The sequence below is a fragment of the uncultured Clostridium sp. genome (assembly GCF_947036855.1).
GTDB lineage: Bacteria > Bacillota > Clostridia > Clostridiales > Clostridiaceae > Sarcina.
Genome location: NZ_CAMQRY010000007.1, coordinates 1 through 13,684 on the forward strand (window position 1 = coordinate 1; position 13,684 = coordinate 13,684).

The 13,684-nt window shown below is 26.6% G+C and carries 10 protein-coding genes and 1 pseudogene; 9 read left to right on the plus strand and 2 right to left on the minus strand.

What is annotated here, in order from left to right; all coding sequences use genetic code 11:
• The 4 genes from Q0V15_RS02075 to Q0V15_RS02090 form a co-directional block, all read left to right on the plus strand.
• A partial coding sequence (locus Q0V15_RS02075; protein WP_297435513.1) for a hypothetical protein occupies positions 1-231 on the plus strand: 231 nt, incomplete at its 5' end.
• A 446-nt stretch (positions 232-677) separates the two neighbouring features.
• The gene (locus Q0V15_RS02080) at positions 678-2,006 is read left to right on the plus strand and encodes a recombinase family protein (protein WP_297435515.1); all 1,329 of its coding nucleotides are present in this window, start codon (positions 678-680) and stop codon (positions 2,004-2,006) included.
• A gap of 135 nt (positions 2,007-2,141) precedes the next feature.
• The gene (locus tag Q0V15_RS02085) at positions 2,142-2,774 is read left to right on the plus strand and encodes a hypothetical protein (protein WP_297435517.1); all 633 of its coding nucleotides are present in this window, start codon (positions 2,142-2,144) and stop codon (positions 2,772-2,774) included.
• Between the two features lie 263 nt (positions 2,775-3,037).
• Entirely contained in the window at positions 3,038-3,925 is an 888-nt protein-coding gene (locus Q0V15_RS02090; RefSeq protein ID WP_297435519.1) for a DMT family transporter, read from the plus strand.
• A gap of 109 nt (positions 3,926-4,034) precedes the next feature.
• On the opposite strand, the gene Q0V15_RS02095 is transcribed toward Q0V15_RS02090, so the two are convergent.
• Entirely contained in the window at positions 4,035-4,439 is a 405-nt protein-coding gene (locus tag Q0V15_RS02095; RefSeq protein ID WP_297435521.1) for a hypothetical protein, read from the minus strand.
• Positions 4,440-4,631: 192 nt separating this feature from the next.
• On the opposite strand from Q0V15_RS02095, the gene Q0V15_RS02100 reads away from it, so the two are divergent.
• The 5 genes and pseudogenes from Q0V15_RS02100 to Q0V15_RS02120 all read left to right on the plus strand — a co-directional run bounded on the left by Q0V15_RS02100 (position 4,632) and on the right by Q0V15_RS02120 (position 12,051).
• The gene (locus Q0V15_RS02100) at positions 4,632-5,309 is read left to right on the plus strand and encodes a 5'-methylthioadenosine/S-adenosylhomocysteine nucleosidase (protein WP_297435522.1); all 678 of its coding nucleotides are present in this window, start codon (positions 4,632-4,634) and stop codon (positions 5,307-5,309) included.
• Between the two features lie 273 nt (positions 5,310-5,582).
• Positions 5,583-8,837, plus strand: a complete 3,255-nt coding sequence (locus Q0V15_RS02105; RefSeq protein WP_297435524.1) for a hypothetical protein — start codon at positions 5,583-5,585, stop codon at positions 8,835-8,837.
• A gap of 384 nt (positions 8,838-9,221) precedes the next feature.
• Positions 9,222-10,223, plus strand: coding sequence for a phosphate acetyltransferase (gene pta, locus Q0V15_RS02110; protein WP_297435526.1), 1,002 nt, complete (start codon positions 9,222-9,224; stop codon positions 10,221-10,223).
• 100 nt (positions 10,224-10,323) lie between these two features.
• Positions 10,324-11,286 (plus strand): annotated as a pseudogene (locus tag Q0V15_RS02115) (PhoH family protein); the annotation flags it as partial.
• A gap of 87 nt (positions 11,287-11,373) precedes the next feature.
• Complete coding sequence (locus Q0V15_RS02120; RefSeq protein ID WP_297435528.1) at positions 11,374-12,051, plus strand: site-2 protease family protein; 678 nt, start codon at positions 11,374-11,376, stop codon at positions 12,049-12,051.
• Between the two features lie 45 nt (positions 12,052-12,096).
• Here the strand turns inward: Q0V15_RS02120 and Q0V15_RS02125 are convergent, their stop codons facing one another.
• Positions 12,097-13,611: a Ppx/GppA phosphatase family protein gene (locus tag Q0V15_RS02125; protein WP_297435530.1), complete on the minus strand. Its 1,515-nt coding sequence runs from the start codon at positions 13,609-13,611 to the stop codon at positions 12,097-12,099.
• Positions 13,612-13,684 lie beyond the last annotated feature (73 nt).

Sequence of the window (13,684 nt, forward strand, 5' to 3'; positions counted from 1 at the left end):
AGTTTAGTTAGTAGGATAAGTGATGTTTTAGAACTTGATATTTATTCTGTATGTGGAAATAGCTTTTATAATAATAAATACAGTTATAAAGACTATGATAAGTTTTTTGAGAATATATTAGATTTTCTTAAGACTAACAGAACTGATATAAATAGTATTTTTATAGAGAAAGTAGAAGCAGAAATAAAAACTATAAATAGTGTGAAAAAGGTGATTAGTAATAACAACTAATCATCTTTTTTTGTTTTTATTTAATTCAGATGCCCGAAGAGTATATTATTCTGAATAACAATTAAATTATTGCGCATACTAAATTTGAAATAACTGGGATATAAGATATAATCTGCAAGGTGGTTTTGAATAAGTTTTGTAAAGGAGGCAATTGACATATGGAGAGCAAAGAAAAGATAAGTAAAGAAGCTGTTGATGAGTTTATCAAAGAAATAGCAAAGTTATATAGTAAATACATATCTCCAAAATAGAATAAAACAATCCCTTATTTAATAATTATTATATTAAGTAGTAATTATTAAATAAGGAATATTGTTATGAGTGAAAAGAAAGTAAATGAACCTAGTAAAGAGGCAATAGCCAACTTTACTAAAGAAATTTTAAGACTTTTTTATAAATACAAGTCAATTAAACAAAATGAAGAATGATGTGAGTAGGTGTATAAGGTGAAAAAGGTTGCTATTTATTTAAGAAAAAGTAGAGGAACACTAGAAGATTTACAAAAGCATGAAGAACAATTAATATCACTATGCGAAGGTTATGACTACACATATGATATATACAGAGAGATTGCAAGTTCGGATACAATGGAAAGGGCAGAACTTACAAGGCTTTTAGAGAATATAAAGGATTATAGTGGTATTGTAATTACAGCAATTGATAGACTTTCTAGAAATGAGTATCATCAAGCCTTGATTACTCAAATGTTAAAAGAAAATAATATTGAGATTATAACTCCAAGTAGGAATTATAATTTTTCAAATGAAACAGATATTATTACAAGTGATTTTGAAAAACTTCTTGCTAGGCAGGAGTTTAGAATTATAAAAAATCGTCTAAGGGTTGGTAAGTTACATAGCTTTAATCAAGGTAATTGTATAACAACACCACCTTTTCCGTATAAGTATAACTCTAAAACTAAGAGTTTAGATATAGAGGAGGAGAGTTATGAAAAGTATAGATATATTGTGAAACTTGCAGTAGAAGGAAATTCACCAGCTTATATAGGTGAGAAAGTTGGTATGAAGACTTTAAGGGTAAGGAGAATGCTTTGTAATAAGGTTCATAGAGGATATGTAAGATATGCTGATGAATATGTTAAAGGGAAACATAAGCCTGTAATAACAGAGGAAGAGTTTCAGATTATTGAAAAATATAAATATGGAAGGTTATGTGGAAGACGAAAAAGAAGTAAGCATCTTTTTAGCTTATCAGGTATTGTAAAATGTCATACTTGTGGCTACACAAGAGGTGTTAAAGTTAGAACTGATAGAAAAATAGCAGAATCTATTCCAAAATGTCAGTATTGTGGTGATGGTGGTTTTGTAACAACAGGTGTTCATAAAGAAATAAAGGTAAGATTACAGAAGTATATAGAGAAAATAGAAGTTGGATTAAGTAGCTTTGATTTTGTTTTGAAGAAAGATGAGTTAGAACGGGATTTAAAAGTAAATAATAATGAAATAGTACGGTTTGAAAAACAATTAGAAAAACTTAAAGAGATGATATTAAATGATATTATATCTATCGAAGATGGGAAAAAGAAAGATAAAGAAATAAAAGCTATAATTGAGCGTAAAGTTGAATATCAAAAAGAATTAGAAACTGATATAAGAAGTTTGGGAAATATAAAAGTTGATAAGGTTTCGCTTGGGAAAACTTTAGAAATTTTAGAGTTTAATATAACATCTGAAGAGTTGAATGGATTATATAGAACAATCATAAATAAAATTACTGTTAAAGATAAAGCAGTAATTGATATTGAATGGAAGTAGGCAAAAGAGCTTACTTCTATTTTTTTGAGGTATTTTTAAAAAACATTAAGTTTATAATTTTTAGATAATAAAAAGGATTATAGATAGTAGTAAAGAATATAAATAGTAGTAAACATAGGCAAATGGGGGAGTTATATGATTGATGAAATGATTTTAGAAACAGAACGAGATAGGAAATATATTATGAATAGAGTTAAGAATATTGCAGCAGGATATGCAACTTTAGAAACAAGTGAGGGAATAACTCAAGGTGGGGATACAATAACATCAAAAATATCAGATGTTGGGAAAGTGCATTTAATAAAAACTAAGATTCCAAATGAATTTGGAAAGTTAGTTGGTGCTTATACAATACTTTTGCAGGATAAACTTGATAGAGTAGCTTTAGAAAAATTAGAGTTATATGGTGAAGATGTTAAAGAAAAGTATTTAAAAGAAAAAAGTCTAAGGGTTTTAGATAAGATAGAGATTAGCTCTACAAATTTTGAGTATTCAAATAAAGCTAGTACACTAGGCTTTATTTTAGTTATAATATCATTTTTTATACCAACATCTATTAATAAAACTCAGGTAAGTTTTAAGATTATATATATTGTAATAGCATTTATTATATATAAAATCGTAAAGATGGATGAAGAAGGAAATGCAAATCAAAGTATTAGAGATTATTTTGATAAGTTAGAAAGCGCACTTGAAAGATATACTGAAGATTATTGCTATACATATGAAAAAAATATGATGAGAATATTAGAACGTATAGAAAATTAGAATATGAAATATATATTTTAAAAGGTTAATAGCATATTCTATATGTAAAAAAATGAGCGTTTATATATAAAATTGTATTTATATATGGTATCAAACAATGAAATTTTTATAAGGTATTTTACCAATTAAATAAAAATAAACCTAAATAGTTATTTAATATATATATTTAAAAAATATAGTGAAAAAAGTATTGTTTTTACTTAAATATACTAATATAATCTAGTCGTTTAAGAAAAAAATAAATAAAGTGAGGGTCAAAACAAATGAAGAATAGTCGAACTAAAGGTATTATACTTATATTATTTATGGCACTTAGTTTCTCTATAACGGGAGCATTTATAAAAGGTGTACATGGAGTACCAGAGCAAGAAGAAGTTTTTTATAGAAACTTAGTTATTTTTGCAACATCAATTATTATGATCCTTAAGAGTAAAGCACCAGCTTTCGGAAATAAGGGAAATAGACTCGCACTTATCGGTAGAGGTGCTTTTGGGACACTTGGAGCATTCGCAAGTTATTATGCAATAACACATATGATATTACCAAATGCGGTTATCATAAGTAATCTTTGTCCATTCTTTATAATAATATTCTCAGCAATATTCCTTAAAGAAAAATTAAAATCAGTACAAGTTATAGCAGTTTTAATAGCACTTAGTGGAATGATATTTATTGTTAATCCAGGTGGAAAACTTGCTCTTATACCAGCAGGAGTAGCACTTCTTGGAGCTATCTTTAATGGGATTTCATATGTACTTGTTAGACATCTTGGGCATAAAGAAAAACCAGAAACAATTATACTTGTTATGGCAATAACATCACTATTCTTCACAGTACCAAGTATGGTGGCTCACTATGTACCACTATCTACAAAAGATTTATTATTACTACTTGGAGCTGGAGTAGCTTACTCAGTTGCAGAAGTTTTAGGAGTCCTTGCATATAAATGTGCACCTGCAAGAGAAATATCAGTATTCAGTTACTCTGATGCAATATTCTCAGCTGGATTATCATTCTTATTATTTGGACAACTTCCACATCATATTCAATACATTGGATATGTATTAATAATAATCGGAGCAATTATATTATATGGATTTAATACTAAAAAACAGATACCAGTAGAAGATAATGAAGTGGTAATAAATTAATTAGATGTATTCCTATTTAAGGGATAGATAAAATTTTTTTTACCCAAATGCAAAAAGGTTGATTATAGGCAGCACTTAGAAGTGCTATATATAATCAACCTTTTTTTATTTATAAGTAAGAGATATCTCTTGTAGATATAACTTCATTTAAAATTTCTAAGTTAGATTTGAATTTTTCAAACATACTATCAGACAAATAGTAAAGGTTATACCCAAAAGCAATTCTATTTCCACTTGATATACTAACAATGGAAATGATATTTTTAAGTTCTTTTGCAAGTTTCATACTACCATCAAAAGCATCTAATATAATTATAGTATCAGCTATAACATTTCCAGTGAAATCAATATTAATTTTTAGAGTTTTTAAATATATCATGTCAGATGGTCGATAAATTTTAGGCTTATTTTTATTCAAAGAAATAAATTTATCAATTTTTTCAAATAGTAAATCCATTTTAATAAGCATATCTATATTAGCATTATTTTCAAAAAAATTTATTCTAGTTTTCATTAGTTTATCCTTTACTCAAGTAATTTAAGCGATAAGCGATAATAGTAACTATTAAAGTTATTATCACACAATAGTTTACTATAAAAGATATAGTAAATAGCAAAGAAAATATGTCATTTAATAAATATTTTAGGGAAATGATAAATTGAATTATAATTAAAAATAAAAAAATAGAGGGAGGTAATACGGAAAATGAAGAATATAGGAATGATTGTAGCAGTTGAAATAGAGGCAGCATTAAATGAATTTGGAATACCAATTGAAGAGTTGAAATTTATAGGATATTCAGTATATCAATATAAGCTAGGAGAACATAATTTATTTGTTATTGATAGTGGTGCTGGGGAAATTGCAGCGGCTATGACAACTCAGTTTTTAATAACGAAGTTTAATGTAGATTTGATTGTGAATTTTGGTGTTGTAGGTGGATTGACAGATGAAATGAAATTAGCAAAAACATGTATTGTTGAAAGTGTTGTTCATTATGATTTTGATACTTCTGAGGCTGATGGGTGTGAAGTTGGAAGATATATAAATTATCCAAGTCTTTATATAAATGCAACAAAAGAAATTGTGAGTAAAGCTATTGAAATTGAGCCGACATTAAAAAAGGTTATTTGTGCTTCAGGTGATAAATTTATTGCTAAAAAAGATAAAAAAGAAGAGTTACACAACCTTTATAATGCAGATATTTGTGAAATGGAGGCTGCTGGGATTATACTAACATGCAATAAAAATAATATTCCTTGTTTATTGATAAAAACTGTATCTGATAGTCTTACTGGTGGCGTAAATGAATTTAAAAAATCTACTAATGAATTAGCGAGGATTTGTATAGAGATAACAAATAAAATCCTTAATAATATATAAAATCAGATAAAGAATATAGAATAAAGGTAAAAAGTTTAAATGTGGAATTTTGTGGAAACAATAAGACTGGAGTAGAAAATACTTTGGTCTTTTTAGTGTTTATGTGAGTATAAATATAAACATTCATTAACAAAACAAAATTTTTGCTTAATTTATAAAGCTAAAAGGATTTTATTATAGTAATAAAGAATTTAATGCAAGTAAGAGAGTTTTGAAAAATAGAATTTAAGGTGAATAAATATTTTGAAGAGAGTATGTAACAAGGAGGTAGTTATGGAAGGAGATTTAAAAGCATTATTAAGAGAACAACAAGAACTTACTATGAAAATTAATAAAGAACTGATTAATTCAACAAATTTAAATTTAGAAATTTTAAAGGCATCAACTAGTAATACAATATTTAATTCTGAAGCATTAGAAAATAACATAGCTAGAATATATGCACTGTTAACTGACAAATCAAAGTCGTTTAGTAAAGAACAAAGAACAAATCTTTTTGATTGTCGAATGGAACTTATTGCACTAAGAGCTAGATTAAATTTGCTTTTATCTAAGAGTCAAGATTTTATAAATAAAGCAGAAAAGTCTAGTCAAGGGAGTATATCTAAAGTTGAAGATATAAGAGGAATAACTAAAAACTCTCATGTTGAAATGCAGGATATTAGCAAAATAGATAAAAGTAGTGAAATAATATCTAATGCTAATGAAATTAAAAAATTATCTGAAATTAAGGATCCAGATAAAATAGTAGTAGATGAAAGAAAGTGTGTTATTAAAGAAAATATCAATCCTGTTATTGATAATAGGATAAAGAATACTCATAATATTCCACGCCAAAAGCGTGAAAAGAGTGCAATAGTAAAGAAAATAGAAGCTAATCTAGGATTATATTTTATGATAGCTATTGGAACTTTGCTTTGTTTATTTGGAATTTCAGTATTTGGAAAGTATGTTTATGTAAATATGCTTGGAGATGCTGGAAAAGGCATACTAATGTATATAATATCAGGGATAGTACTATTTATAGGGCAGTTTATACTTAAAAAGGTTAAAGATATTGTTATCGTCAATGAATCAGTTATAGGGCTAGGACTTGGATTACTATATCTGAGTACAATAGTGAATTTTATGGTGTTAGATAATCTGAGTTATATTATTACACATTGTTTACTAATTGTTATATCCTTATATGCTTTGTATTTAAGCCGTAATAGTGATTTTGATATTATTAGGATAGTTGGGGTGGTTGGAATTTATATTGCATTAATTCCTGTTACTGCACCAACACTTGGAAGTTCAATATATATTTTATCATTAGGATATCTTTTCACAATTCTAAATATGGTTGTACCACTTAAGAACTCTAAATATTTTGAAGTTTTAAATATAGCAGCAATTATTATATTTAGTATTTTAGTTAATATATATACTTCTATTTTAATTGTAAATGTATTAAATTCTTTAATTGCAGTTGCTTTAAATTTATATATATACCATAAAAGTACTGTTAAATCAGCAGAGTTATATTTATTTTCTTTTGCTGCAAACATTATAATTCTTGCGAGAGTAGTAAGTGATTCTGAAATATTATCGATATTAATTGCGGTAGTAGTGATATGTTATATACCACTGTTAAATGATATTAGTGATATGAAAAAACAGATTAGATATAAGATGGTTGCACTTGGAATAAGTACATTATTGTTATTTGGAAGTGTAGAAAGTGAAATATTATTGATATTACTGCTAAATGTAATATACTTTTTTAATATTTACTACTCCATATTATCAAAGAATATTTATGAGCATAAGTTTGAATTTATATCATTAACACTTTTTAATTTTGTTTTAATATTAAGTGATTCATTACCACTAATATACTTAGCATCGGGATTAATACCAAGTATATATACGCTAGCTAGGTGTAATTATAGAAAAGATATTAATTATATAATAGCTTTTGGTCTTGAGATACTTTCATTTAAAATATTTTTTAATGCTTTTGATATAGATAGTGTATATATGATAGATATGCTTACGCTTATATATGCTGTATGCATGGCATTATATAATTTAGTTATATTCAAAGATAGCAAAACAAGAAAAATTAATATAGCAATATTCTTCTTGTTTTCAATAATATTATTTAAAAGTTTTATATTTATTTCAATAATATTAATATTATTGGTAGTTATTTTATTCAAGCGAAATATTTCAAGCAATATGACAGTGTATATCACAATGCTCTCTATATTAAAATTGTCCCTTATATTTTATTTTTCAATTGGAAATAGCTATGATATAGGACTGTTTATGATAACAGTATTCTTAGCATTTATTTATATATATAAATATTATATTGATTCTCAAGATGTAAATATATTAATAGCTTTAGTAATGAGTTTTGTAATTGTTAGCTTTGTGATTGAATCACCGATATTGATAGTTATATTAACTATTGCTATTCAAGGAGTATTTTATAAAAGGTCAAAGTCATTAGTAGATATGCTTATCATATGTATTACAACTGCATTTGTCGTAATTTCTAGTTATGATAATTCATATATGATTTATGTCTTACTAATCACATTATTTATAATTATAAGTCTTTTAAAATGGAGTGAGGTAGAAGTATTTAATATTACTTACTATATAGTAGCTATTTGTATCACTGGGATGGCTTTATGGAACTCTGAAAAGTGGTTTGTATTTATATTTATAGCCATTAATATATTACTATCACATCCTACGTTAAAGAGTTTAGAAAAATATTTTAAAATAGGAGATTATGCTTATTTAGTATTTTCAATAATAGGCTTAGCTATATTTGGATTTGTTTTAAAAGATATTTACCTTGTATATGCTTTAACTATATTTTATATAGGGTGTATAGTAGCTTGTAGTGAAGAAGATTCAGAACTTATATCTATGGTCTTAATAATTGCATTTATTACACTAGTATTGAATGTATCAGTATATATGATACCAGTATTTTTAATAGTTAGTTTAAATTATAAGAAGTTAATTACTTCAAAAAACATAGATTATATTATAGTAGTATTTTTAGCTTTAAGTATAGTAAAGGCTGCTATTTACAAAAATCCAGTAGTATTTATTTTAGCTATACTAATTACTTGTACATCAAGATATATTTATAATATAAGTTTTATAAATGAAAATGCTTATAAAGAGTATAAATATTTTAAGGTTACAGAGCTTACACTTATTTGTGGGCTAAGTATAATTGTTAGAATGTTTATCTATATTTATTCATTTGATAATCTTATTGGAATATTTATATATGCTATAATTTCTAGCTTTGGAATCATTGTAATAGGATTTTATATAAAATCTACTTGGTTTAGAAAAATAGGTCTAGGTACTGCTATGGCAACTTGTGCTTCTATATTAATTTTTATAAATGGAATGAACACAATTCAAAAAACATTTATTTCTTGTGGTGTAGGTATTACATGTATTGCAATTGCGATTGTATATTCTAAACTTGAGAAAAAATATATAAAATAAAGATAGCAAAATAAAAAATCCTCTATGATATATAGATACTTCTAAAACTATATATCATAGGGGATATTATTTTCTATTAAAATATAATATTTTGGCATTAAAAATCTTTATAAAAAAATATATTTACAATAAAAAGAGAGTTATAGAATTATGAACATCAATAAATAAACATCTTATTAAATAATAAGATAATTTAGATATTTGCAAATGTTTTATTATTATAATATGCTTTTAATTGTAAACGTTTATGAATTGTTTTCACTTTGCTTTTTTTATCAGTGCACTTTTAGAAGAAATGTATAAGAGTATACTGATAAAAAAAGAAGATGTAGTTAGAAATGTTATGAATAGTTTATATTAAAAGAAATATAGGAGGAATGAAAAATGCAACTTATGAAACAAATATGGGAAGCAGCAAAAACTAATAATAAAAGAATAGTATTACCAGAAGGTGATGAAGAGAGAACTTTAGTAGCAGCTGCTAAAATAGTAAAAGAAAAATTAGCTAAGGTAATTTTAGTTGGGGATAAAGATAAAATAGAAAGTAAAGCGAAAAAATTAAATGTTAATTTAAATGGAGTTGAAATAGAAGATTCAAATAAATCTGATAAGTTAGCAAGTTATGTAGAAGAATTTTATAATTTAAGAAAAAATAAAGGTATGACAATGGAAAAGGCAGATTTGATAGTTAGAGATCCATTGTATTTTGCAACAATGATGGTAAAACTAAATGATGCAGATGGAATGGTATCAGGAGCTGTTCATACAACTGGTGATCTTTTAAGACCAGGTCTTCAAATAATAAAGACAGCACCAGGAGTATCTGTTGTTTCAAGTTTCTTTATTATGATGGTACCTAATTCAAAGTATGGAGAAGAAGGATTACTATTATTTGCAGACTGTGCTGTAAATCCAAACCCTTCAGCTAGTCAATTAGCAGCAATAGCAATAGCTACAGCTGATACAGCTAAGAAATTATGCAAGGTTGAAGCAAAAGTAGCAATGTTATCATTCTCAACAATGGGAAGTGCTAGTCATGAAATGGTTTCAAAAGTTACAGAAGCAACAGAAATTGCTAAAAATTTAAGACCAGACCTTGATATAGATGGAGAATTACAATTAGATGCGGCTATAGTTCCAAGTGTTGCTAGTCAAAAAGCACCAAATAGTAAAGTAGCAGGAAAAGCTAATGTTTTAGTTTTCCCAGATTTACAAGCAGGAAATATAGGGTATAAATTAGTTCAAAGATTTGCTAATGCAGATGCAATTGGACCTATTTGTCAGGGCTTTGCAAAACCTATAAATGATTTATCAAGAGGATGCAATTCAGATGATATAGTTAATGTTGTGGCATTAACAGCAGTTCAAGCACAATCTAATGATTAGAATTAAATTAAATAGATAGAAACAAGAGAACTCATGTGAATTAAGCATGGGTTCTTTGTTTTAGGTGTATGATACTTGGAACAAAATAGTATCATTACACTTTTATGAAGAGGAAGTACCAAAATTTGAAGAGCAGTATACAGCAAGAAGAGATGTTTATACATCAAATGAAAATTTAGAAAAATTCTTTAAAAATAAGCATTTAGAGTTAAATGATGTATTATATTATGATGAAAGTAAAGAAGAGTATATAATTCCAAATTTAGAAGTTAATGAATTTTTGATTATACATTCTAATGATAATAATAAACAGACTGGACTTGGTAGATTTGATGGCAAAAAAGTATGTCCACTTTATTATGGTAAAAGCTATAATGTTATGGGGATATCACCAAGGAATGTTGGACAGAAATTTATGCTTGAATGTTTAAGTATTGAGGCAAAGAAAGCACCGCTTGTAATTATTAAAGGACCAGCAGGAACAGCTAAAACTCTATTCTCACTAGCTGTTGGACTTCAAAAAATATTAGAAGAGGATAAGGGGGAGTATAGGAAAATATTGGTATGTAGACCGAATGTAACAATGGATGAAGAAATAGGTTTTTTACCAGGAACAGAGCAAGAAAAGATAGCTCCATTTATGCGTCCTATATATGATAATTTAGAAATACTTGTAGATTCAGATGAAACTTCAAGATATAATAATGAACTTGAACTTCATGATAAAATCGAGGAATTATTTGAAAGGAAAATTTTGACAACTGAAGCTGTGGCATATTTAAGAGGTAGGAGTATTGCAAAGTCTTGGGTTATTATAGATGAAGCTCAAAATTTAACTCCAAAACAAGTAAAATCAATAGTAACAAGAGCAGGTGAAGGTTCTAAGATAATTTTAATTGGTGACCCAGAGCAGATAGACCATGCTTTTTTAACAGCTAGAAGTAATGGCTTATGCTATGCTTCAGAGAAAATGAAGGGTAGCTCATTATGCTATCAAGTTACACTTGAGTATTCAGAGTGTGAGAGAAGTGACTTAGCTTACGAAGCAGCTAAAAGATTGTAAATATTTTGATAAACCTTGTGAATAAGCAAGGTTTATCATATTTTCCCCATAATTATGTGATATAATAACATTATTAATTTTAGGAGGATGAGATTATTGGGTATAGGTATGGGCTTCTCAAGTATGGATATATTAGGAATGTTTTTAAGTATTCCAGCAATTCTGATAGTATTTACTGCTAAAGAATATATTAGAGCTAGAATGGCATATAAACTGGGGGATAAAGCACAAAAGTTACAAGGTAGAATGACACTTGATCCATTTGCACATATAGATATAATGGGATTTATATTGATAATAGTAACTGGATTTGGATGGTCTAAACCTGCATATGTAAATAGAAATGCATTTAAAAAACCTAAAGAAGATAGTGTAAAAGTAACACTTGCAGCATTTTCATCATATTTGATAGTTGCTATAATGGGTGTAATATTAAAAGTTATATTAATATTTGTAGTTGTAAACTTTGGAGTTACTGGATTGATAATGGAAGCTTTAGGCTTAGTTATAAATTATATAATAAGTGTTAGTATAAGTTTATTTGTATTTAATCTTATACCAATGCCAGGTCTTGAGATGCATAATTTACTTAAAGAACTTGCACCAGGATTTGCATATAGAGCAGCAGAAATAACAGCTCAGTATAATTTTATAATACTTTTAGCTATAGTTATAGGAGCAAGATTTATAATAAGTCCACCAGTGGGAATGATTTTACATTGGTTAGATAAGTTAACATTTTTATTAGTTAATATAATTTTATAAAATAAAAAGGAGTAGAATTTACAAAATTCTACTCCTTTTTTAGTATTAATTTATTCTGGTTATAACTAAATTCTTTTTATAGAAAGTCTTAAAGGCATCAGCTGATCTATAAGCTTCTTGAAGTTCAAGATCAATATTTTTATCTGATTTTAAGACAATTTCTACTGTTTCATCATTTATTCTTACATCAGAAATTGATACTGCACTACATAAACTTCTATCAAGTCCTTCTGCAATTCTAATAATTACTCCAATATGCTCAATATGTTTAGCATCTAATGTGTTTATTATAGATGAATATTTAGCAACTGGAATAGAGAATAAATTATTTCTATGCATAGCAGCGGCAAAGGCACTCATTAATAACTCTTTATGACTAAGTCCATTAATATTAGCATTAAGTATTACGTAAAAAGAATGCAAGTGATGATTATAATGACGAATACTATCACCAGAATCATGTAGTAATGCTGCTGTTTTTAAAATTCTTCTAAAGTTTGGAGTATTTATTTTGTGTAAACTCTCTAAACCTTCAAAAAGTTTAAGTGATAAATCTAGTACTTGATTTGCATGTTTTTCATCAATATTTAAATTATCCATAACGCCAAGTAAACTTGATGATAAAATATCTTTTTGAGTTTCAAAATGTGTTTCAAGATAATCAAATAAAACTCCCTCACGAAGTCCATTTCCACATAAATCTATTTCAGCAGTATCTGTAAAATTAGATATAAGCTTTAAGATAGATGTAGATGCAAGGATAGAAGATACTGATTCTTCAGGTAGTCCTGCAATTTTTTTTCTGTTATCTAGATTTTTACTTTTAAGTAAATTATAAATTTCTTTTACATCCTCAATATAAAATTTATAACCATGTGAAACATGAATAGGATATTTTTTTCTAGATCTATCAATTTTACCAAGTGATAATATAGAATCTCCAATACCTATTATAGAATCGAATTTTATATTTTTTAGCCATTCATATTCAGATAATCCTTCTTCAACAAAAATTTTAAGGTTATCAAATGTTTTAAATTCAATATTATTATTCAAGTCAAATTGCTTAGAAATATCAGTAAAACCAAATGGTAAGAATGCTTTTTCTTTTAATATATTATTTTCTATAAAGGCAATGTTAGTTGAATAAGCATTGATTGATACAAGGAGAGATTTTTCTATAAACATAGAATTTTTAGCTCCAAGATAGCTATAGTATAAGTCATCATCACTTGATAAAATTTTATAATCAGTATCTAAAACTTGTGTTAATTTATTTCTAAAATTTATTTGGTTTTTAGATTCTCTAATTTCTTCAGAAGCAACAACTATTAAGTCTGTAACTCCAGCATTTAAGCACATATTTTTAAATGTTTTAAAAATTCGTATTGTTTTATCAATTTTTTCATGTGACATCTCACAACAAGATATAGCATCTGAACCAAAATCAACAATTTCCTTTAATTCATCTATTATTTTAAAATACCCTTTTTCACTAGTCTGCGCTAATATCATATCGATAGATTCAGCACTAATATCTATAATACCTACTTTATTCATGTTAAAAATCCTTTCACTTTTAAATAAGATATCTATATATTAAATAAAAAAACAATATTTTTCAATAGCAGTA